Origin of the sequence: Cognaticolwellia mytili (genome assembly GCF_002104475.1) — a bacterium.
Taxonomy (GTDB): Bacteria; Pseudomonadota; Gammaproteobacteria; order Enterobacterales; family Alteromonadaceae; genus Cognaticolwellia; species Cognaticolwellia mytili.
Window position 1 is genome coordinate 603,025 of the sequence record NZ_NBOF01000001.1, and the last position, 22,611, is coordinate 625,635.

Here is a 22,611-nt window from a genome sequence, read left to right on the forward strand (position 1 = left end):
AATATTGTAACTTTAGTGAGACTACATCATCAGATATCAGAGATTAATAACTCTCATTATGAACACTTAATACTGCTCGGCCTGAAGGGTCGGCGTTATTTTGGAAGCTCTCATCCCAAGCCAAAGCTTCTTGCGTGCTACAAGCAACAGACTTACCACCTATAACGCAATCAGCTGCAGAGGTTAATGGAAACTTCTCTTCAAAAACGCAACGATAAAAGTATGCTTCTTTGCTATCAGGTGTATTTATGGGGAACTTAAAGTTTGCACTGGCAAGTTGTTGATCGCTCACTTGTGATTCTACGTAGCTTTTTAAGCCATCTATCCAAGAATAACCCACGCCGTCAGAAAACTGCTCCTTTTGACGCCATAATATTTCTTTAGGTAGGTAACCTTCGAAAGACTCACGTAAAATGGCTTTTTCCATCTTTCCATTACCACACATTTTGTCTTCTGGGTTGATGCGCATGGCAACATCCATAAAGTTTTTATCTAAAAATGGTACGCGTGCTTCAATGCCCCACGCTGACATAGATTTGTTGGCGCGAAGACAATCAAACTTATGTAAACGATCTAATTTACGTAATAATTCTTCATGAAACTCTTGAGCATTTGGCGCTTTATGAAAATATAAATAACCGCCAAATATCTCGTCAGCACCTTCACCAGAAAGTACCATCTTAATACCCATGGCTTTAATTTTACGAGCCATTAAATACATTGGAGTAGATGCACGAATAGTCGTAACATCATAAGTTTCCAAGTGATAAATCACTTCTTTTAAGGCATCAATGCCTTCTTGCTCAGTAAACACGACACTGTGATGAATAGTCCCAATACTGTCAGCAACAGTTTGAGCTGCAACTAAGTCTGGAGAGCCAGCTAAACCACATGCAAAAGAATGTACTTTTGGCCACCATGCTTCAGATAGATCGTTCTCTTCAATGCGTCTAGCCGCAAACTTTTGTGTAATAGCCGAAATTAATGAAGAATCTAAACCGCCTGAAAGTAACACACCGTAAGGAACATCAGTCATTAAGTGGCTTTTAACTGAATCTTCTAGTGCTTCACGTAACTTTTCTTTGCTAGTGTTATTATCTTTAATTGCTGAAAATTTTTGCCAGTTACGGTTATAGTATTTTTTTAGCTTGCCATCTTTGCTTTCAAGAACATGGCCCGGTGGAAACTCTTCAACTGTTTTACAAATTGGCATCAGTGCTTTCATTTCAGAAGCAACGTAGAAGTTTCCTTCCTCATCATAGCCAGTGTAAAGTGGGATAATTCCCATATGATCACGGGCTATTAAGTAACTATTATCGGCAGCATCATATAAACAAAAGGCGAACATACCCTGTAATTTATCGACAAAGTCGCTACCAAACTTTTCAAACATTGGAATAATAATTTCGCAATCTGAGGCTGTTTGAAATTGATAATCAGGCGTATGTTGGCTAGCGAGTGGTTTATGATTATAAATTTCACCGTTAACGGCTAAAACTAATGATTTATCGCTGTTATACAATGGTTGTGCACCATGCTCAGTATCAACAATGGCTAAACGTTCATGCACTAATATGGCATGGTCATTGTTGTATATACCGGACCAATCAGGACCACGATGGCGAAGTAAACGAGAATATTCTAATGCTTTTGGACGTAGTGCATCTGCACCGGTTTTAATATCTAATATACAAAAAATCGAACACATTGAAGTGCTACCCCTTTATATTTGAAAAATGACAAATTGTTAACTTATACTCTTTTGACAATGTGAAGTACAAGTGCGCTTGTATATTATTCAACCATTGACAAGTAACTGTTAGCGGTTGGTAAATAAACACAGCCCAAACACTTTGACAGCATTTGATAAAAAATCAATAGAATTTTTACTCTAAAAGAAAAAAAGACAAATTAAAGGGCAAATATAAATTTGCCTTTTCGCGGCGCATGAATTAACCATTAGCGAGTTTGCCTGGTTGTTTTACATACTATGTTAGTTATACATCGTTTATGAAAGGAGTGGTAATAGTAACGCTAAATGTGGATGTCATTTTATTTATTACACAGCTTCATTAGCCAAGTAATGAATTTCTCTATTTTATTGATGTAATGGCTACCAGCATGATAGTGAATATAATAATTTCCCCATGAAGGGCTATAACTCAATTCTTTTACCGCAATTAAATCACCTCGTTCAATATCATCAGAGACAATAAAATCGCAAGATAGCGCCACTCTCAGGCCATCTAAGGCTGCTCTTCCTGCGAGTAAGGTGTGGCTTAAGTGCATAATATCAAGGTTTATTGATGGGTCGAGTTTCTGCTCTTGCATCCACAATTTCCAGTCTTGACCGTTTTCCGAGCTCCAAAGTGGCAGTGCTAGAATTGAATATGGATCTTGATTGTTTATTTGCCCACTAAGCTTTGTTGTCAGAACAGGATACCAGCGTTCCTGACGTATTAATTGGCTCTTATAATTTTCAGGCGTAGGCCAAGTGCCAATGCTAATGTCGTATTCTGAAGGCTCGTAGTGTTCAGCACTAGTTGCCATTGACAAGGTTAATTCAATATTAGGATGTTCATTTTTAAAAGAAGAAATTCTTGAGGCCAACCAACTCACTGCGAATGATGATTGGGCGACAATTCTTAATTTTATTTCTTTATTATCCATGAGGTGATCTGTAACTGTTTGTATGCGGCTAAAGCTGTCTCTGATCACCGAAAAATAGATATCACCATACTGCGTTAAGACAACAGAATTATTAGCTCTGGTGAACAAGCTCTTACCAAGGTGGCTCTCTAGTGATTTTATTTGGTGGCTAACCGCACTCTGAGTAACATAAAGCTCTTTCGCGGCCAAACTAAAACTTAAATGCCTTGCTGCTGCTTCGAATACTTGTACTGATTTTAGTGATGGTAATTTACTCATAATTGATATTAGTTTTATTCATGGGAAGATAAATTAATATCATTTTATTACATGTGTAGAGTACTGTAAATTTGTACTGAACTTATGGCTACTGGCCGATGAGTGTTGTCTCATTTATTTGAAAAGTAAACCTTAGAAATCATACAATGGAGAAGAGATGAAATTTAGTTATATAGCGATTATTGTTTTAGCGTACTGTATGCCAGCAACCGCAAGAGATGGTAATACTGACTTTAAAAAGGAAATTAGAGAAGTTATTGAAAGCTTTAGACTCGCTATCATTGAGAAAGACAAAAGATTATTCAAATCACTTTTTTATAGTGAAAATACACCGTGGATTGCCGTCTTTAGTGATGAAATGGTGATGAATAAGCGCAAGAAAAAAGCCAATTTTCCGCGCACGGTAAACTTTGGAAAATATGGACCACCAGAAAAAATGATTTCGGAGACTGAGGCGCAAGAGGAAAAAATTTGGGATATAAAAATTGAAACAGATGGTTACCTTGGCAATGTGTATTTTCAATATAGTGATCATAGAAATGGTGTAAAGAAAGCGTTTGGTACAGAAGCGTGGGATTTAGTGAGAACTGAATCAAGCTGGAAGATTGTATCCGTTAAATATACGGTTACAGAACTTTAAATATTTATTAATTTTAAAATAATTTAGTTTGAAGTTTAATAAGCAGTTAAACTAGAAAAGAAGTTAATGTTTTACTTATATTATTATCAAATTAAAGAGTCGGTGTTAGTGACTTAATGCTTATCATACAACTATAGAAAACGCTAAGAGGTCCTATGGCAAACATTTTTAAAATCAGTAAATTGAAGCCGCTTACTCTCGCCTTGTCACTTGTGTTCAGTCCTTATGGCTTTACTGAAGCATTAGAATATAATCAAAAGACAGTGGAGGAGTTACGTATACCAATGGCACTTGCGGCAATACCAGATGTCGCAGCGCGCTTAGCTACGAGAACCAAGTTATTTGAGCAACAAGTACAACAGGCGAACAATATTGCTATGCTTACTCGGTTAATATTACAACATGGGCAAGGACTTTGGCTTGATGCTAAAAAATCCTTTATTGAGTTGGCTGATTATGACGACCGTCCACTATACTGGTCACGGTTACAGATGAGTAAAATATTACGCTCATCTGAGGGGTTCGCCAAGTTAGCTGTTGATCAGCAATACCAATTGCTATGGCAATTTGAATTATTGTCTCGTGGTCAAAGTGATGTGATATTTGATAAAAAAACTGACAAAAAAATTCTAATCACAGGCTTCGACCCTTTTTTCCTCGATCGACATATTGACCAAAGTAACCCTTCTGGCGTGGTAGCATTATCGCTAGATGATATGGTGCTAAGTGTTGCAGGGAAAACTGCTGAAGTTGAAGTATTAATTGTTCCTGTTCGCTTTGCTGACTTTGATCAAGGTATGATAGAAGAACTACTAACACCGTATATAGCAGGCAAAGATATTGATATGGTGATTACTGTTAGTATGGGTAGAGAAAATTTTGATTTAGAGCGTTATCCAGCATTACGTCGAAGCGCTAAAGCACCTGATAACTTGAATGTATTTACTGGTGCGACAAAAAGCACGCCATTATTACCAAAGTTTAAATCATCTGATTTAAACGGACCTGAATTTGTTGAATTCAGCTTGCCTATTGTTGCAATGCAAAAAGGGGAAGGTAAGTATCAAGTTAATGATAATAGGAACATTAGTACATTAGATAAATCATATCCGGCACAATCATTAGCAGAGATAGAGAACAAAACTTCTGTTAGTGGCTCTGGAGGTGGTTACCTTTCTAATGAAATATCTTACCGCAGTATTTTACTTAGAGAAAAGTATAACCCGTTATTACCTGTCGGGCATATTCATACCCCTAGAATTAAATCATTTGATCAACAGATACTTATGGATATCGTTAATCAAACGAAGAACATAATCACTCAAGGTGTTACTAAGTTATAAGTATATGAATAGCATTACGATCAATATTTTAATTCGTGTATAAAAAAAGGGCTAAGTTAATTAGCCCTTTTTTTATTATCTAAAGTAAAGGTTAGATATTATCTGTTACATCAACCGACAACTTTAATTTTTGCCCAGGTTGTAGATATTTATTACGTTTTAGACTATTCCAACGCTCGATTTCAGTGATGGTGACATTAAACTTGTTCGCAATACGTGCAAAAGAGTCACCTTTGCGAACACGATATGTAATGTTACGTATAATGGCTTGTGTATTGGGAATCGCCTGCTTATTTGCTATTTTATTAACGGCAGATTTTTGCCAAATAACTAACTTTTGACCAGGCTTAATGGTATCTCTTGGCGCCATACCATTCCACTTGGCAATATTACGCATTGATACATTATAGCTGCGGCTCAAGTCCCATATGGTATCGCCAGACTTAACAATATGAATACGCTTTGTACCCGCTAATTCACGATTTTGCGTTTTTGCTAAGCGTTGGTCTTGCGATAAAATGTAGCTGTCTAAAGATGCAGTTGCAACGGGAATGAGTAAAAATTTCCCTGCTCTTATTTGATTACCTCGTACTTTATTTATTTGTTGGATCAGCGCAATTTCGGTATTAAACTTTTTCGCTATTAAACCTAAATTATCACCATTTTTAATTTTGTATCGCTGCCAAGTTAACCTGTCTTTCTTTTCAAGTTTGGCTAATGCTAATTTGAATGGCTCCACTTTATGGTTAGGCAATAATAAATAGTGTGGCCCATTGGGATCGGTAGCCCAACGATTAAAGCCCGGGTTAAGGCGTTGTAGCTCTGTTAGCGTCAAGTTGGCAAGACCTGCGGCTTTAGCTAAATCTAATTGCGAGACAATATCAACTTTTGTTAAAACGGCTTTGTTATCAATTTTATGTAGTTGAATTTTTAATTCATCACTACGTTTGACAATATCAGCTAGGGCTAATAATTTTGGTACATAAGCACGTGTTTCTTTCGGTAAATCTAAAGACCAAAAGTCGGTAGGAAGGTTTTTCTTCTTGTTGTTTCGTACGGCGCGTTGAACCCGACCTTCACCTGAATTATAAGCGGCCAGTGCTAACATCCAGTCGCCGTCAAAAAATTTATTTAGATATTTTAAATATTTGATAGCGCCTTGGGTGGAAGCGACAACATCACGTCGTCCGTCGTACCACCAGTTTTGTTTCATGCCAAAACGTTTACCTGTGCCTGGCACAAACTGCCACATACCCGATGCTCGACCGTGAGAATAAGCGAACGGGTCAAACGCACTTTCAACAATAGGTAATAAAGCGATTTCCAATGGCATATTGTTCGCTTCTAGCTCTTGAACAATATAATACAAAAAAGGCGCGGCACGTTTCCCCACACGGGTTAAATAGTCAGGGTGCTTAACAAACCAATTTCGTTGGCTCGTGATACGGCGATTTTCTGGGATCTGAAAATTCAGCTGACTGCGAATTCTTTGCCAAACATCATCAGTTAAATAGCTTTCTTTTATCTCGTTACCGAGATCGATACTAACATCTTCTACAGGATGAATAACATCAATGGCTTCATCTGCTAGCAGCGCTTGGTTAATTTCAATAGCCGATGCAATATCGATTGGGGTTTGTTCTTCTTGTCGGATCTCAGGGCTTTCTGGCTTATTTTGACTCAATGTTGATTGGCAGCCGGATAACATCAGGGCAGCTGCAATTGATAACGATATATACTTCATGAATGTTCTATTTAGATTTACTTGCCGCCAGTGTTACTTATTTAGCAAGCTTATTCAAGATTTCGCTTTGAAAAGCCATTAGAAATTATCTTTCCATGCTCTAATAACGGTAAAAGCAGATAAGGGATCTATTATTGTTTCACCACTAAACTCACTGGCACTTTCCATTAAACTTTTTTTATCACACCGTAAGAATGGGTTGATCATTTTCTCTTGTAACATTGACGTTGGAATGGTTGCTATGCCTTCAGCACGTTTTTGTATTACTTGGTTATAATAAAAAACCAGTTCACTATTACTAGGCTCAACCGTTAACGCAAAATCTAAGTTAGCTTGAGTGTATTCATGTGCACAATAAATATGGGTTTTCTCTGGTAGCGCCATTAATTTTTCTAATGAAGTTAACATTTGTGAAGGCGTACCTTCAAATAAGCGGCCACAGCCGCCTGAAAATAGCGTATCGCCACAAAACAGGTTGTCTTGCGCTAAGTAAGCAATATGGCCACTAGTATGGCCAGGCAAATCAATAACAGAAAATTCCAGCGCTAAATCGTCTAGTCTAACAACTGAGTGACCATTCAATTTAATATCACAGTGCGGGATCTTTTCATTTTCAGGGCCATAAATAGTTAATGGCCATGCTTTTTCTTGACAATATTGTAGTAGCTTTTCAATACCGCCGACATGATCACTATGGTGGTGAGTGATTAAGATGCTGCTGAGTTGTTTCTTGCTTTGCTCAATAAATTTAATACAAACGTCTGCATCGCCAGGGTCGACTATTGCTAATGCATTACTGTTACTTGATGAAATTGCCCAGATGTAATTGTCGGAAAAGGCTTTTATCATCGAAACTTGCATATTAGAGGTGGTTTGACTTTGCAGCATGTGCGGCTCCTGAGTATACTGAAAGAATGATTATACCCACTTTTTTTCAAGTTTAAACTATGAAACCGGCACTAGCGTTTAGGCACCCTGATCTACCAAAGTCATGGCAAGCTCTTCCTAATGGTGAATTGATAGTAAAAAATATCGATCAAGTTTTGTCATCGTGGTGGCCAAAGTTTTTCGGTTATCATTTGCTAAAGCTGGGCTCATTAAGTGGCGAAATAGACAGTTCATCAAGTCCTATAAAACATCAATTAACCTTAACAAATCAGCCAGAAGGCGGTGATATTGTTGCTGAAGTTGATGACCTACCTTTATTAGAGCACAGTGTTGATGTTTGTGTTTTAGCGCACGCTTTAGAATTTTCGCTCGACCCACATCACGTAGTACGTGAAGCAAATAGAGTGTTGATTCCTAATGGCTACTTGGTCATCACAGGCTTTAATCCCTTTAGTTTAGTGGGCTTAAATAAGTTTATCCCTTATAGACGTAAACAAACGCCTTGGAATGAAAGGCTGTTTTCGCCAATGCGGGTTAAAGACTGGTTACATTTGATGGGTTTTGAAATACAGCTCGACCACCGTTTTTTACATTCGTCGTTATCAGGCCAATACAGCGAAGGAATGATCAGTAGCCAGTGGCGAAAGTTAGCTGCACGTTATTTTCCAAGCTTAGGCTCTGTTTATGTTATTGTGGCCAAAAAACGCGTGCTCCCTTTAACGCCGATTAAAGCAAAGTGGCAACTGAGACCGCGTTTTGAACCGGTGAAAGTGCCTACAATGAACTCTTCTAACAAGAAAAATCATAAACAATAACGTTGTACTGGTATCGCCAGTATATAATAAACGTAAATTAATAATTCCAATAATAGGTGAAAAGAAAACATGCAACGTCATGAATTTGAAAATTATCTCAATACTTTATTAAAACCTGAGCAGATAAAAGACTTTTGTCCCAATGGTTTACAAATTCAAGGAGGTGAAAATATCACTAAAGTGATAACTGGCGTGACAGCAACACAGGAACTCATAGAGCGAGCGATTGCAGAAAAAGCTGATGCCTTAGTGGTTCATCATGGTTTTTTTTGGAAAAATGAAAGTTATGTTATCCGTGGCATGAAGCATAAGCGTATTAAAGCTTTGCTTGCACATGACATTAACCTATTTGCCTATCATTTACCGTTAGATATTCACCCAATCTTAGGCAACAACGCACAACTAGCAAAATTATTTGATATAGAAAATGTTGCACCACTGGAAGTTGGTAACGCATTAAGTGTGCCTGTACGCGGTGATTTTAGTTCTGCACTTTCAAGCGAGGCATTACAACAGCGCATTAGTGAACAACTTAATCGTTCATGTTTACATATTGCCGCACCATCGAATAAAGCCATTAAAACGGTGGCATGGTGCAGCGGTGGTGGTCAAGGTTATATTGAACTCGCTGCTGAATTAGGTATAGATGCTTTCATAAGTGGTGAAGTCTCTGAGCAAACGACACACGTTGCTAGAGAAATGGATATTCATTTTTATTGTGCGGGTCATCATGCAACAGAGCGCTATGGTGCCAAGGCATTGGCACAGCACGTCAATGAAAACTTGCCAGTGACCGCTAAATTTATTGATATTGATAACCCTGCCTAACTTAACTAAGAGAATGTCGATAACGCGCCAACATTCACTTAGTGTTTAATAGCTAGCATTAATCAAATAACGACCAATTCAAAATATTAAAAAGATAATCATAAATGGTTATTTGTGATTTTCTCTTAGTTTTAATTATATTAACCAGAGTTAAGGCTATATTAGCGTTGTGTTATAGCCAGCCTTTAAACCACTGAACCGTTTGGCCTAATGTTTCATACCATGCTATTGAAGTTTGTTTTAGTTTATTGGCATTTGGCACATAGTATTGCCAGGTTCTATTATTATCTTCTTTTACCCATGGGCTTGCTGGGGCAGGAATAGCGTTTACACCTTGCATTTCGAAATACTTCATTGCACGTGGCAGGTGATTTGCGTTAGTGATGAGCACCACATTCTTGTTACGAACTCTTGGCGCTATTAATTCAGCTTCTTCTTCTGTATCTTGCGGAAAGTTTTCGGTAATAATTTTATGTGCCGGTACGCCCAATAATATCGCTGCTTGTTTAACTTTTTCAGCATTGGAAGTTTCATCACCACCAGCATAACCTGAGGTAATAATACGTGCTTCCGGGTGAATTTGATAGATACGTATCGCTTCGACTAAACGTTCTAACGAACAGGCCTTTAACTGGCTTGTTACGGGTAAACTATGAACTGTCGTATGAGCGCAGCCTAACACGATAATATAATCAACAGGATCGCTACTGCGGGTAAATGCAGGATAACTATCTTCCAGCGGTGCCATAAAAGTATCTGAAGCTGGTGGGAATGAACTCACAAACAAAATCATAGTAGCAGAAAGTAGAGCACTGAAGCTTAATTTAGTGCGCTTACGGTAAAATAAAATAGCAACGAGCAATAGTATCATCACCACGCTAAGTGGCATGACAAGTAAACCAATGATTTTCTTGAGCAGAAATAAATCCATAAACAATCCAACAATACTGTAGTTTTAAAAATTATCCTTTAAATGATAACAAGTTAACTTGCATGCTACACGAAAATTTAATCGCAGCGCTTCAGTTAGATAATAATATTTTTAGTGTTTATTATCAGTGTGGTGGTTACTAGAAATAAACAGCCATTTAAAAATTTATCTTAAGTTTGCGTTAAGTAAACTCATTTATAGTTTCCTCATAGACATTGAATGAGGCGCTAATATGTTAAATCTAATATACAACAACACTGCTACGACAGCAGCGTCGTTCAACAAAACCCAAACGTTGACCATGGATGTTTTTTCAGAAAACAAAGAAGGAAGAGCAGAAGTTGAATCATTCATTCGGCACGGTTATCAAAAATCATATAAAGCGAATATATCAATCGCGATGCCTTTTTTATTATCGGTTAGCGAAGGCAAGCTCAAGGCTGCTTTAGGCATAAGATCAGCGTCTTCGCCTTTATTTATTGAGCAATATTTAGATGTACCGATTAATGAATTAGATTTATTTAAATCTCAGCATATTCAACGTAACGATATAGTAGAAATTGGCAGCTTATATAGCAATTCAAAGCGCTTTACCGTTCCTTTATTTCTTGTCACTGCGATAGCATTATTTTGTTTAGGCTTTAAATATATGGTGTTTTCCGGTACAGAAATAGTCATAGGGATTATTTCTAAGGCCGGTATTAATTGTCAATATATTTGTGATGCGGACGCTGAACTACTAAACGAATCAGGTGACGAATGGGGGAGTTACTATGAAACATCTCCTAAAGTCGTTGCATTGTCTTTGGCAGAAGTTGCTCGAGTAATCGATAGCCAACCTTATTATCAGAAATTATTTCAAGGCTTAGATAAAGATATAGCCAATGTATCCAAAAGTTTAGGAGCAAGTTAATGATGATGAAAATAATAAACCAGCATCCTAAACAGCAAATAGCTATTAGAACAACTGATGACTCATTTACTTATGAAGAACTTATTTTCAACATAGAGCAGTTTTCACAATGGTTGAAAAACCATAAAATACAGTCAGTTGCTTTACGATGTGGTAACCAAGCTGAATGGGTTTTTATTGATTTAGCTTGCCAAAAAGCGAATATTGTATTTACACCTGTACCGCCATTTTTCTCTGAATTTCAAATTGATGAACTAATAAGTAGCGTAAGGCCTGATGTTGTCATTTCAAATGAACAGCTTTCTTTCTATACAGAGATTCAATCCCCATTTTCGTCTTTGTCAGCATACATTGTTGCATTAGAAAGACCTCGTAAGTTGCCTAAAGGGACAACTAAAGTGACTTTTACTTCTGGGACTACAGGTCAGCCTAAAGGCGTTTGCTTAAGTAGCGAAAATCAAGTCAATGTGGCGCATGCAATAGTAGAGGCGGTTGATATCCAATCTCCAATTCACCTTTGTTTACTTTCATTATCAACATTACTTGAAAACGTAGCAGGTATTTATGCACCGTTAATCGCAGGTGGAACTGTTTGGCTATTAGATAGTGAAGAACTCGGATTTGATGGTGCAGAGTTATTTAATATAGATAGCTTTCTCAGCGCTATTTCACGAGTGCAGCCTCAAAGTTTAATTCTTGTACCTGAATTGCTGCAAGTGCTTATCATAGGGCTTAGTAAGGGCTGGACAGCTCCTGCAGAACTTGAGTTTATTGCGGTAGGGGGCAGCAGAGTATCTGAAACACTTATTTTACAAGCTAGAGCGCTAGGGCTGCCTGTGTATCAGGGCTATGGTTTATCTGAGTGTGGCTCAGTCGTTAGTATTAACAAACGCAACCATAAGGTTGCTCACTCTTGTGGACAAGTACTTTCGCACGTTTCTGTCGCAATAGTTGATGAGGAGTTAGTGGTAGAAGGTAATGTTTTTCTTGGTTACATCAACGACGAAAATACTTGGTATCCCACTAAAGTAAACACAGGCGATATTGCAAAGCTTACCAACGACACTATTGAAATTATCGGTCGTAAAAAAAATATTATTATTAATTCATATGGTCGCAATATATCACCTGAATGGATTGAGTCTGAAATTATGTCCTTGGGATTTTTTCAACAGGCAGTGGTGTTAGGAGATGATAAGCCGTTTTGTATCGCTATTCTTGTTCCTTTAAATCGTAATATGCCAGAGCGTGATATAGATCAGGTCATGGCACAAGTAAACAAAGGATTGCCGGGTTATGCACAAGTCAAATACCAAGTGAATTTACAGTCAGCGATGAACGTTGAAGATGGACTATTTACGACAAATGGACGCCCTAAACGTCATGCAATAGAAAAGCGCTTTCAAAAAGAAATTTCAACTATCTATAAACAATCTAAGGCTAATTTGGAGCTGTCATGAACTTATATCAACGTTTATTAACTGAAACACAAGCAGAAAAAGAGTATCTACTTTCTTCCCCTATTATTAACCGGTGTTTTAAAGGTGAAATTGAGTTACATGATTATGTTGAGTTCTTATCTCAGGCTTACCATCACGTTAAGCATACAGTGCCATTACTCATGTTAGTAGGTGCAAAGTTGCCTGAAAATAAAGAGTGGTTACGCGAGGCTGTAGCCGAATACATCGAAGAAGAGCTCGGTCACCAAGAGTGGATATTAAATGACATTGCAGTTAGTGGATCAGATAAGGAGGCGGTTAGAAATAGCAAACCTTCGTATGCCACTGAACTAATGGTGTCATACGCATATGATGCTATTCAAAGAATTAACCCTTTGTGCTTCTTTGGCATGGTACATGTGCTTGAAGGCACAAGTATTGCGATGGCTGATAATGCAGCTTCAGCGATAGGTCAGGCATTGTCTTTACCTGACAAGGCTTTTAGCTATCTCAAATCTCATGGCGCTCTTGATATTGAGCATGTTGAGTTTTTTGAACGGCTTATGTCGAAAATTACCGATAAGGATGAACAAGATATTATTGTTGAAAGTGCAAAGAAATTTTACCTACTGTATAGCAATATTTTCCGTACATTAGATTGCCAAACTTCTATACCAGCGTTTCCAAGGAGAGATCATGAAAAAGTTGCCTAAATGCATATTAACTGGAGCTACTGGCGGCATTGGCCAAGCAATAGCTAAACAGTTATCAGAGAAAGGTTATCCATTGGTTTTAGTGGGCAGAAATATAGATAAGCTAAAGATGTTAGGAAATCAAATTCCAGGCGAATATCAACTGATTACATGTGATATAGCGAATGATGCCGATAGAGCCAATTTAATTGCTAAATCTTTTCATAATGAAGAGGCTAGCGTACTTATTAATAATGCTGGGATATCAAATTTTTCGACATTTAATCAAGTATCCGATAACGATATTAACAACGTATTGACGACTAACCTTTTGAGTACAATGCAAATAACGCATGCGTTCCTCAACAAAAGAAGTGTGCAAAAGTCGACAATTATTAATGTCGGCTCAACGCTTGGCTCAATTGGTTTTCCTGGGTATAGCTTATATTGTGCAAGTAAGTTTGGTCTTAAAGGTTTCTCTGAAGCACTCAGTCGAGAGGTTGCCAACACAAATACTAGAATTTGTTATTTGGCTCCTAGAGCAACAGATACAAGTATTAATTCTAATAACGTCATCGGGATGAATAAAGCATTAGGGAGTAAAATTGATTCACCAGAAATGGTTGCAAAGGAGTTGATTTATTTGCTTGAAGGAAAAAAAAATAGACGTTTTATTGGCTGGCCTGAAAAGTTTTTTGCGCGCTTAAATGGTGTATTTCCTGAATTAGTTGATTTATCTATGAAAAATAGCCTGCCAACGATATTAAAGTTTACAGAGGAGAAAAGTCATGAACTTAGTTAAATATATTTCAATACTCGCAATCTGCATAGGGTCAATGAGTGTTTATGCTCAATCAAAAGAGAGTTTTGAAAAGCAACTACTTTCAATTCAGCATAGCTGGGCTAAGGTGAATTATGAATTATCGGGTAATACTCAAGAGGAGAACTTTGAACAATTAGAAAAGCAAACAAGCTCATTAGTTTACTTATTTCCTCAAAGGGCAGAAGCTTGGGTTTGGCAGGGGATAGTTCAATCTAGCTATGCCGGAGCTAAGGGGGGCTTAGGGGCTTTATCTTTAGCCAAAAAAGCCAAAAAATCATTTGAAAAAGCCCTTGAAATTGACGACGCTGTTTTACTCGGCTCTGCTTATACCAGCTTAGGCGTCTTGTACCATAAAGTACCTGGTTGGCCTATAGCCTTTGGTGACGATGATGATGCTAAGAATTTATTGGAAAAAGCCCTAAAACTAAATCCTGATGGCATAGACCCGAATTACTTCTATGGGGAATTAATGTTTGATGACGGGGAATATAAGTTAGCTAATGAGCATTTGTTGAAAGCTAAAAACGCACCAAAACGAGCATCAAGACCATTAGCAGACCAATATCGACGAGAGGAAGTCTCAACCTTATTGACTAAAGTTGAGAAAAAATTAAAGCGGTAGAAATTAAATTTTTAGTACGTAATGGGGTTTTCTTCCGTTAAACTCCATTACGGCCGCTGCACCTAAATGTATTCAAGCTAGATTCTAGCAACACTAGCATTACTTTAAGGCTTTAATGTGGAAGACTTTCTTAAAGAGCAGAATATATTCCATTGGTCTATACGGTAGAGTATCTCTACAAATATACAGGAATTGATTGAGATATGAGATTATTACTGATTGAAGATGATGTTCATCTGGCTAATGGCCTACGGGAATCATTAAGAAATGATGGCCATAGTGCTGATCTTGTTTTTAATGGCAAAGAGGGCGTGCTGGCGATTAAAAGTGGTGACTTTGATGTTGTAATACTTGACTTAGGCTTACCTGACATTGATGGTCTTGAGGTTTTAACACAAGCCAAGAAAATCGATAAAAGCCTGCCTATTTTAATCTTAACAGCAAGAGATGGTATTGAAAATAAAGTACAAGGGCTCGATCTCGGGGCCGATGATTATTTAGCCAAACCTTTTAGTTTAGAAGAACTCTTTGCTCGGTTAAGGGTAATCGAAAGAAGGTTAGGCACGCACTCGTCATCAGTTATCTCTCATAATAATGTTGCACTTGATACTCAAGCACATACTGTTTCTGTTAATGACTCAATGCAGAGCTTTTCTCGACGTGAATATATGATTTTAAAAGCGCTATTAGAAAATCTGGGCCGTATTCAATCGAAAGAACAGTTAGAAACCAGTCTTTATGAATGGGGAGAAGAAGTTGCGTCAAATACCATAGAAGTGCACGTCAGCAACATAAGAAAAAAATTACCTAATAGCTTTATCAAAACGGTTAGGGGTGTTGGATATGTTGTGAGTAAGGTGTAAATGAGCATTCAACGGTATTTATTGATCGTTATTTTATCCGTTGTGACCTTGGCATCTTTTGGTGCAGCCTTACAGGGATATAAAGCCAGTAAAGCCAAACTCAATCATGTTTTTGACGAAGAAATGCGCTCTTTTGCTATTGCGTTATTGCATAGCCCTATCAAACAATCTTCTACTAATGTTGTTTTACATTCTATTTTTGCGTATCAAATTTGGATAGACAATAAGTTAAGTTTAAAAAGTCATAACTCACCGGATAAGCATATTACAAAAAATAATAAAGGTTATAGTGATAGTAGTTTTTTGGGGAAAAGGTGGCGTGTATTTGTTTTGGTGGAAGGTAGTGCTAAAGTTGTTGTTGCACAACCGGTAGAACAACGACTAGAGTCAGTTGAAGAGGTTTTGTTAGAGGCAATATTGCCAATTGTGTATGCGATTCCACTGATAGGGTTACTAGTTTTTTTTGCAATCAACAGGAGCTTAAAACCTCTGCATACCTTATCGAAACAACTGCAAGAAAAGAGTGCTAATGATTTAACCGCTATTCAGGTTAAAGAAAATTCGACAGAACTAAAACCAATAGAGCAAACATTGAATAGTCTGTTTGAAAGGTTAACCAATGCTTTTGAGCGAGAAAAAAGACTCTCAAGTGATGCGGCCCACGAGTTGAGAACACCGATAAGTGTACTTAAAATAACCGCACATAATATTAAAACTGCTTTTGAAAACAATAGTATTGAACGTCACCATATCAATGAACTGCATAATAATACTATTAGAATGGCGCATGTAATAGAGCAAATTATAGCGCTTAATAGAACGACGCCAGAAAGCTTTAGCGAGAGTAAAACTACATTAGCATTAAGAGAACTTCTTCAAAGTGTTATCAGTGAAAACTATGATCAAATAGAGTTAGCACAGCAAACTGTGTCACTAGAAGCAAAACCTATATCATTACTAGGGGATAAATTCTCTCTTGAAGTCCTTTTTGATAATTTACTCAAAAATGCCATCAAATACAGTGGGAACGGCACTAATATCAACATAGCTATAAAAGAACATCAGCATGATGTACAGGTCATAGTTGAAGACTCAGGGGTTGGAATAACCAAAGAGCATTTAGATAAAGTATTTCTTCGTTTTTATCGGGTAAAGCAGCACTCTGAAACAGGTAGTGGTTTAGGGCTTTCTATCGTTAAACATATTGTTGACTTACATGAGGGAAATATTCAGTTAATGGCTTCAGACTTAGGTGGATTAAAGGTTGCTATAACATTACCTAAAGTCATGTCGTTGGATTTTAACAATGCTTAAATATATTTATTATTTGTTGTGTATATTTTTGTGTTTTGTATCGCAAAAGCTTTCGGCTAACACCACACAATATCATTTAACATTAGAAAATAATATTTTCACTCCTTCTGAGTTAACCATTCCCGTCAATGAAAAAGTAAAACTGATCATTTATAATAAAGACAAAACGGCTGAAGAATTCGATAGCTTTGATTTAAATAGAGAAAAAGTATTATTTCCAAATAAAAAAACCACGATATTTATCGGTCCACTTTCTTCCGGCCAGTATGAATACTTTGGTGAATATAATCCAGGAACAGCACGGGGAATGATTATCGTTGAGGTAAATAATGCTAATTAATATCGTTATCTTATTTATTAAAGATTTATTGCCAATTTTCATTTTACTGTGCTTACTTAATACCAGTGTTGCACCCAGTGTTTTATCTAAAAACAGATTGTTTACTGCTCTTGTTCTGAGCTTTGTCGGTGTTTTTGCTACCTTTCATTTTATGCCTACTATGAGCGAATTATTCGGTGGTGTTGGTATAGAAGTTATACAGTCTATTGAATTGTTACTGATATATTTTTGCTTATTATTTAGTAGCTCTTACTTGGTAACTCAAAATAAATTAACCAAGTTTCAATGTAACTTAATCATTATGGCAATTGTGTTATTCACCGTCGTCAATGCAAGTCAGTTTATCGTTTTTCTTGATAGTTATATCGTTAATAGTGAATCGATACGAAATATTATCGTGGGTCTAGTCATAGGTTTTGGAATTTGCCTAAGCTTCAGTGCTTTAATGTATTTTTCAATGCTTTGGTTTGTTAAGAAAGGTAAGCTTTTTATCATTTATTTTATTTGGAGCTTATTTTTATCTGGTCATATCAGCCAGATTGTTAACTTGTTACAACAAGTGGATATTATTCAAAGTAGCGGAGCACTTTGGGATAGTACTAACATAATCAAAGACAGTTCGGAGTATGGACACATGCTCAATACACTTTTTGGCTACGAAGCGAGCCCGTCATTTGAGTTTGTGGTGTTATACGCTGTGAGTTTACTTTTATTTCTCAGTTATTTTATTTTTGTTTTATTAAAGCGTCAATGTCCAGTTGATCAGATTAAGGAGAAATAGCATGTGCTCTAGGATGCTTTCTATAATATTAATACTATTTTCAACTAAGGTGCTAGCGGACGGCATGGTTGTTGATAAAGTTTATCATCCCTATGTCCTTCCTAATGAACGGGAGTTCGAATGGCGGTTAATGTCTAGGCAAACAGATGCTAATAGTTTAATTGGTCAACGAATAGCTTATGGTCATTCTATTAGTGACACAGTTATGGTTGAAGGTTATCTAATCGGAGAGAAAACAGAAACTGATGATTTCGGCTTACAAGCTTATGAAATAGAAATTCGTTGGATGATGACAGAGCAAGGCGAGCTTTGGGCTGACTGGGGCATGTTATTTGAGGTTGAAAAAAATCATGCTAGCAATGATTGGGAAGTTACAACAGGGATTATATTCGAGAAAGAGTTCGGTCGAACGAGTCTTACGATGAACCTGTTTGGTATATATGAATGGGGTGACAATCTGCAAGAAGAATTTGAAACCGAGTTTAGACTGAAGTATCGTTACCGCTGGTTACCTCAAGTACAACCCGCAATTGAGCTATATACCGGAGAAGGATATTTTGGCATCGGTCCTGCTTTTATGGGCATTCAGCGTTTTGATGGTCAAAAACAACTCAAATGGGAAGCTGGATTTATTAGTGAGTTATCCAGCTCTGGTAAAGATCACAGCTTCAGAGTTACGTTAGAGTATGAGTTTTAACCTAATTGTATCGCTATGATGATTTGTAGTTTATCGAAATATAATCAATACCTGTAAGCTTCTATCGTTAAGGTTTTTACGAGCATAGCGCTAGGTCGTTGCTTAGTGCTCGCAGATTAATGATGCTAACCAACTATTTTAACCTCTTATTGTGGCATTACTATTTCTAGGTTTTTCGTGATTTCTAAATTACTGCGTTGGATGGAATATGGAGCATTCATTCTTGCTTTAGTTGCAGGACTTATAAATTCCATCGGATTATTAGATTTTAAACACCAATTAATTTCACATTTATCTGACACAGCGACAATTCTTGATATAGGGTTTTCTAACTAAAGTTTTCATTAGTTTTTTAATTTGCGATTATATTTTTGGCTTTTTTTATGCAGTGACGCTTTAAAATAAGGACGTAATCACGCGGGGTTACTTTATTTAGAAGCAGTATTTATTGTCAGTTCGATTTAATTCCTTACTAGTGATTCTTTACTTGCGTTAGCTTATTCTATTGATAACTCTCAAGCAGGTAGTTTAAAGAGGCATTAAACGAAAAGTATACAATCATTTTTTGTTTTATAAAACAAGCTTTCGATCAAAGAATCACACGGTTGTACCGGATAAAATTATATTGAAGAACCAATTCTAGTCGATGTGAAGCTCAGTGTTTTCACATTTTATTACACATAGTAAATTTGATAAAAAATTTAAATTTACTATGGAGTAACGAAGCTAATACAACCTCTGTTTTACATTTCGCAGAAAGGTATTATCAATATGAAAAACATTAAATTAAGCTATTTTATCATTCTACTCAGCCTGACTCTATTGTGGCTCCTTGCTGATCCAATCTTATGGTCGTCATATAAGTTTTTTTCTCTGAGAAAATCCATGATCAGTTACACCGGTATTATGGCAATTGCTGTTATGAGCATTGGTATGATATTGGCAACTCGTCCTCTTATAATCGAAGCTAAACTTGGTGGGCTTGATAAAACATACCGTCTACATAAATGGTTGGGGATCACCGGACTCATTTTTTCAGTTTTACATTATCTATGGGTAATGGTACCGAAGTGGTTAGTTGGTTGGGGCTTAATGAATAAGCCTGCTCGTCACAGATCGCATGAAGAAACAATCACCATTTTACGCTACTTTAAAGAACAGCACGGTCTTGCTGAATCCATTGGTGAATGGGCATTTTATGCCGTGATACTCTTTATGATTTTAGCATTGGTTAAATGGTTTCCGTACCGATACTTCTTTAAAACTCATCGGTTTATCGCTGTTATTTATCTATTTTTAGTTTTTCACTCGATTATATTAATGAAATCTAATTATTGGGGAGAGGTTATCGCTTCGTTGTTAGTGTTGTTAATGCTCGGTGGGACTATTGGCGCATTCCTGTCGTTATCACGAAAAATTGGTGTTTCTCGACGTGCCGTGGGCAGCATAAATAAAATACACTATCACAGTGACAATAGAGTGCTTAATCTCAGTATTGACATTCAAAATAGCTGGAATGGACATGAGGCGGGCCAATTCGCTTTTGTTACTTTTGATAAAGAAGAAGGGCCTCATCCTTTTACGATTTCATCAGCGTGGAACAACGATGCTAGGATTGAATTTCTTATAAAAGGTCTCGGAGACTATACAAGAAGGCTACCGAGTGTTTTACAAACAGGAGATAAAGTTGAAATTGAAGGTCCTTATGGACAGTTCGATTTTAGTACAGGTAGCACTCGGCAAATTTGGGTTGCAGGGGGCATCGGTATTACACCATTTATCGCGCGTATTGAGGCCTTATCAACAAGTAAGCATGATAGTCAAGTTGGCCAATGTATAGATTTGTTTTACAGCACTAATGAACCAGACGAATCTTTTATTAATGCACTTAAAAAGTCTTCAAAGATGGCAGGGGTAAGGCTTCATGTTTTAGTCGCGAATAAAGACGGGTTATTAAATACAGAGCAAATATGTAGGCAAGTAGATGATTGGGAAAACTCCACTATTTGGTTTTGTGGTCCCAAAAATTTTGGTAAAGCATTACGTCAAGACTTCATGAATAAAGGTATTGCCAATGAAAACTTTCATTATGAGCTGTTTGATATGAGGTAGTGAACATTTCACAACCTGCTAATAGCTAGTTGTTTGAAAAGAGAGTTGAAGGGTTTTTAGTTACTAAGTTCTTAACTGAAGCTTGTGTAACCAATTGAATTTGTAAGTGTTTTTTTATTTTGCTTGTGCCTTTAACTGAAAACAATACCGGTTTGGAGAAAGCTATGTTTGAGATGTTTACTGATTTAGCCACATGGTTAGTTGTAGATATTTTCGGCTTGTCGAAAGAAACTAAGTTAGGTGATGCGCTTCATTTCTTTATTGAAGATACTACTAAGATTTTCTTTTTATTGTTAGTGATGATTTACGCGATTGCCTTGATAAGAGCTTCAATGAATGTAGAACGTGTTCGTGATTACTTAGCAGGCAAGCATAAGGGGGTTGGTTATCTATTAGGGTCTAGTTTTGGCGCAATAACGCCGTTTTGTTCATGTTCCAGCATTCCTGTATTTTTAGGTTTCACGTCAGCAGGTATTCCTGTTGGCATAACCATGTCATTTCTCATAACATCACCGTTGATTAATGAAGTGGCGGTCCTGTTACTATTGAGTTTATTAGGCTGGAAATTTACTTTACTGTACGTTGTTGTTGGTATGTCAGTAGGGGTGTTAGGTGGTGTATTTCTTGATGCTATTAAAGCGGAACGTTGGTTACAATCTTTTGCTGCCAAAGCGTTAAAGCGAGGTAAAAACTCTTCTGTTGTTCAAGCTAAGCAAGTTAAAATCTTATCTTTAAAACAGCGACATACCTTTGCCAAAGAAGAAATGTTAGAGATTTTTGGCCGAGTATGGAAATGGGTGATTATTGGCGTTGGGTTAGGAGCCACATTACATGGCTTTGTCCCCGAGGGTTGGATTGAAGAGCACTTAGGTAATGGTCAATGGTGGTCAGTGCCTGCTGCCGTATTACTAGGTATCCCTTTATATTCTAACGCTACAGGGGTAATTCCTGTGATGGAAAGTTTAATTAAACAAGGACTTCCTATTGGTACAACACTCGCTTTTTGTATGAGTACGGTTGCCGCTAGTTTCCCTGAATTTATTTTATTAAAACAAGTTATGCAGTGGCGATTACTGGCAATACTTTTTGTACTTCTGCTCGTTGCATTCACGTTAATTGGTTGGTTTTTTAATTATCTAACCCCATTTATTTAGGCAATAATTTAAGGAAAAACTATGAAAATAATTAAAGTATTAGGTACCGGTTGTGCAAAGTGTACTAAAACGCTTGAAGCTATTTCAAAAATAGCGGACGAATTAAATATAGATATAAATATTATTAAAGAAACTGATCCTGAGGTCATTATGGAGTATGGCGTAATGAGCACTCCTGCTGTAATTATTGATGAAGTTAATGTACATAGCGGCTCTATTCCTCATCGTCAAGAAATTGAGGTATGGCTGCAGGAAGAGTAAAAGTCAGTTGAATATATTTCGCTATGCTATTCCAGAAATAGAAATTGTGACTTTTACGCTTAATCATTTTTATAAGTATGGGGTTTGAAGCCCCCTTAAACTGAATGAGTCATGAATCTCCTTTTGGTGATGATATTCAACGGTTACTCTTGCCGTTAAGGGAAGGTCAATTTCGTATTTTAGTGAAAAATAATCGCTGCCTATACGGAACACTTTTTTGCTTAACGTAGCTGATTTTTCAAAAATAATCTGGTTGTCTGGCGAATACGCAATGATGTCGATATGACCTTTTCGATTGCCAAAACGTTTCGATGCTTTCATATAACCACTAACCGTTAAAATCCCATCTTTATAATGGCTGTTGACCGTTTCTAGCTTCCATGTTTGATTGTTTTGGTTGAGGATGTTGGTCTCCACAGGTATTCCTGCACAACCAGAAAGAGTAATGAGTAAAGCTATCACACATAATTGACTTATCTTCAT

The 22,611-nt window shown here is 37.0% G+C and carries 23 protein-coding genes and 1 pseudogene; 18 read left to right on the plus strand and 6 right to left on the minus strand.

Going from position 1 to position 22,611, the window contains the following annotated elements; translation table 11 throughout:
* Positions 1 to 43 precede the first annotated feature (43 nt).
* Positions 44 to 1,708, minus strand: coding sequence for an asparagine synthase B (gene asnB, locus B7C41_RS02550; RefSeq protein ID WP_085297179.1), 1,665 nt, complete (start codon positions 1,706 to 1,708; stop codon positions 44 to 46).
* 344 nt (positions 1,709 to 2,052) lie between these two features.
* Entirely contained in the window at positions 2,053 to 2,928 is an 876-nt protein-coding gene (locus B7C41_RS02555) for a LysR family transcriptional regulator (RefSeq protein WP_085297180.1), read from the minus strand.
* Between the two features lie 157 nt (positions 2,929 to 3,085).
* Here B7C41_RS02555 and B7C41_RS02560 point away from each other — a divergent pair, with 157 nt between their 5' ends.
* Entirely contained in the window at positions 3,086 to 3,568 is a 483-nt protein-coding gene (locus B7C41_RS02560; RefSeq protein ID WP_085297181.1) for a hypothetical protein, read from the plus strand.
* A 155-nt stretch (positions 3,569 to 3,723) separates the two neighbouring features.
* A complete protein-coding gene (locus B7C41_RS02565) occupies positions 3,724 to 4,911 on the plus strand; it encodes a hypothetical protein (protein WP_085297182.1) in 1,188 nt (395 codons plus the stop codon).
* Positions 4,912 to 5,002: 91 nt separating this feature from the next.
* Here the strand turns inward: B7C41_RS02565 and B7C41_RS02570 are convergent, their stop codons facing one another.
* Both B7C41_RS02570 and gloB read right to left on the minus strand, forming a co-directional pair.
* Positions 5,003 to 6,655, minus strand: a complete 1,653-nt coding sequence (locus tag B7C41_RS02570) for a LysM peptidoglycan-binding domain-containing protein (protein ID WP_085297183.1) — start codon at positions 6,653 to 6,655, stop codon at positions 5,003 to 5,005.
* Between the two features lie 78 nt (positions 6,656 to 6,733).
* The gene (gene gloB / locus B7C41_RS02575) at positions 6,734 to 7,543 is read right to left on the minus strand and encodes a hydroxyacylglutathione hydrolase (RefSeq protein WP_143764267.1); all 810 of its coding nucleotides are present in this window, start codon (positions 7,541 to 7,543) and stop codon (positions 6,734 to 6,736) included.
* Between the two features lie 59 nt (positions 7,544 to 7,602).
* On the opposite strand from gloB, the gene B7C41_RS02580 reads away from it, so the two are divergent.
* Positions 7,603 to 8,358 (plus strand): class I SAM-dependent methyltransferase, encoded by a 756-nt coding sequence (locus tag B7C41_RS02580; protein ID WP_085297184.1) that lies wholly within the window; start codon positions 7,603 to 7,605, stop codon positions 8,356 to 8,358.
* A gap of 69 nt (positions 8,359 to 8,427) precedes the next feature.
* On the plus strand, positions 8,428 to 9,186 hold the full coding sequence (locus B7C41_RS02585) for a Nif3-like dinuclear metal center hexameric protein (protein WP_085297185.1): 759 nt from the start codon (positions 8,428 to 8,430) through the stop codon (positions 9,184 to 9,186).
* 172 nt (positions 9,187 to 9,358) lie between these two features.
* On the opposite strand, the gene B7C41_RS02590 is transcribed toward B7C41_RS02585, so the two are convergent.
* Positions 9,359 to 10,117: an ElyC/SanA/YdcF family protein gene (locus tag B7C41_RS02590; RefSeq protein WP_085297186.1), complete on the minus strand. Its 759-nt coding sequence runs from the start codon at positions 10,115 to 10,117 to the stop codon at positions 9,359 to 9,361.
* 232 nt (positions 10,118 to 10,349) lie between these two features.
* Here B7C41_RS02590 and B7C41_RS02595 point away from each other — a divergent pair, with 232 nt between their 5' ends.
* The 14 genes and pseudogenes from B7C41_RS02595 (at position 10,350) to B7C41_RS02655 (ending at position 22,128) form a co-directional block, all read left to right on the plus strand.
* On the plus strand, positions 10,350 to 11,030 hold the full coding sequence (locus B7C41_RS02595; RefSeq protein WP_085297187.1) for a thermostable hemolysin: 681 nt from the start codon (positions 10,350 to 10,352) through the stop codon (positions 11,028 to 11,030).
* A complete protein-coding gene (locus tag B7C41_RS02600; RefSeq protein ID WP_085297188.1) occupies positions 11,030 to 12,490 on the plus strand; it encodes an AMP-binding protein in 1,461 nt (486 codons plus the stop codon). The genes B7C41_RS02595 and B7C41_RS02600 overlap by 1 nt, the downstream gene beginning before the upstream one ends.
* A complete protein-coding gene (locus B7C41_RS02605) occupies positions 12,487 to 13,182 on the plus strand; it encodes a TenA family transcriptional regulator (RefSeq protein WP_085297189.1) in 696 nt (231 codons plus the stop codon). The genes B7C41_RS02600 and B7C41_RS02605 overlap by 4 nt, the downstream gene beginning before the upstream one ends.
* Positions 13,166 to 13,963 carry an SDR family oxidoreductase gene (locus tag B7C41_RS02610; protein WP_085297190.1) on the plus strand — a complete coding sequence of 266 codons (798 nt, stop codon included), beginning with the start codon at positions 13,166 to 13,168 and terminating at the stop codon, positions 13,961 to 13,963. Before B7C41_RS02605 ends, B7C41_RS02610 begins: the two co-directional genes overlap by 17 nt.
* Entirely contained in the window at positions 13,950 to 14,606 is a 657-nt protein-coding gene (locus tag B7C41_RS02615; protein ID WP_085297191.1) for a tetratricopeptide repeat protein, read from the plus strand. Before B7C41_RS02610 ends, B7C41_RS02615 begins: the two co-directional genes overlap by 14 nt.
* A 203-nt stretch (positions 14,607 to 14,809) precedes the next feature.
* Positions 14,810 to 15,469, plus strand: a complete 660-nt coding sequence (locus B7C41_RS02620; protein ID WP_085297192.1) for a response regulator — start codon at positions 14,810 to 14,812, stop codon at positions 15,467 to 15,469.
* Positions 15,470 to 16,783 (plus strand): ATP-binding protein, encoded by a 1,314-nt coding sequence (locus B7C41_RS02625; protein WP_085297193.1) that lies wholly within the window; start codon positions 15,470 to 15,472, stop codon positions 16,781 to 16,783.
* Positions 16,776 to 17,123, plus strand: a complete 348-nt coding sequence (locus B7C41_RS02630; RefSeq protein ID WP_085297194.1) for a cupredoxin domain-containing protein — start codon at positions 16,776 to 16,778, stop codon at positions 17,121 to 17,123. The genes B7C41_RS02625 and B7C41_RS02630 overlap by 8 nt, the downstream gene beginning before the upstream one ends.
* On the plus strand, positions 17,113 to 17,904 hold the full coding sequence (locus tag B7C41_RS02635) for an FTR1 family protein (RefSeq protein ID WP_085297195.1): 792 nt from the start codon (positions 17,113 to 17,115) through the stop codon (positions 17,902 to 17,904). The genes B7C41_RS02630 and B7C41_RS02635 overlap by 11 nt, the downstream gene beginning before the upstream one ends.
* Position 17,905: 1 nt before the next feature.
* Positions 17,906 to 18,601 carry a hypothetical protein gene (locus B7C41_RS02640; protein ID WP_085297196.1) on the plus strand — a complete coding sequence of 232 codons (696 nt, stop codon included), beginning with the start codon at positions 17,906 to 17,908 and terminating at the stop codon, positions 18,599 to 18,601.
* A 177-nt stretch (positions 18,602 to 18,778) separates the two neighbouring features.
* Positions 18,779 to 18,928 (plus strand): annotated as a pseudogene (locus B7C41_RS20650) (DUF1275 domain-containing protein); the annotation flags it as partial.
* Positions 18,929 to 19,486: 558 nt separating this feature from the next.
* Positions 19,487 to 20,713, plus strand: coding sequence for a ferredoxin reductase family protein (locus B7C41_RS02645; RefSeq protein WP_211279479.1), 1,227 nt, complete (start codon positions 19,487 to 19,489; stop codon positions 20,711 to 20,713).
* Positions 20,714 to 20,877: 164 nt separating this feature from the next.
* Entirely contained in the window at positions 20,878 to 21,867 is a 990-nt protein-coding gene (locus tag B7C41_RS02650; protein ID WP_085297198.1) for a permease, read from the plus strand.
* 21 nt (positions 21,868 to 21,888) lie between these two features.
* Positions 21,889 to 22,128: a thioredoxin family protein gene (locus B7C41_RS02655; protein WP_085297199.1), complete on the plus strand. Its 240-nt coding sequence runs from the start codon at positions 21,889 to 21,891 to the stop codon at positions 22,126 to 22,128.
* Between the two features lie 69 nt (positions 22,129 to 22,197).
* Here B7C41_RS02655 and B7C41_RS02660 read toward each other — a convergent pair whose 3' ends face one another.
* Entirely contained in the window at positions 22,198 to 22,611 is a 414-nt protein-coding gene (locus tag B7C41_RS02660) for a hypothetical protein (RefSeq protein WP_085297200.1), read from the minus strand.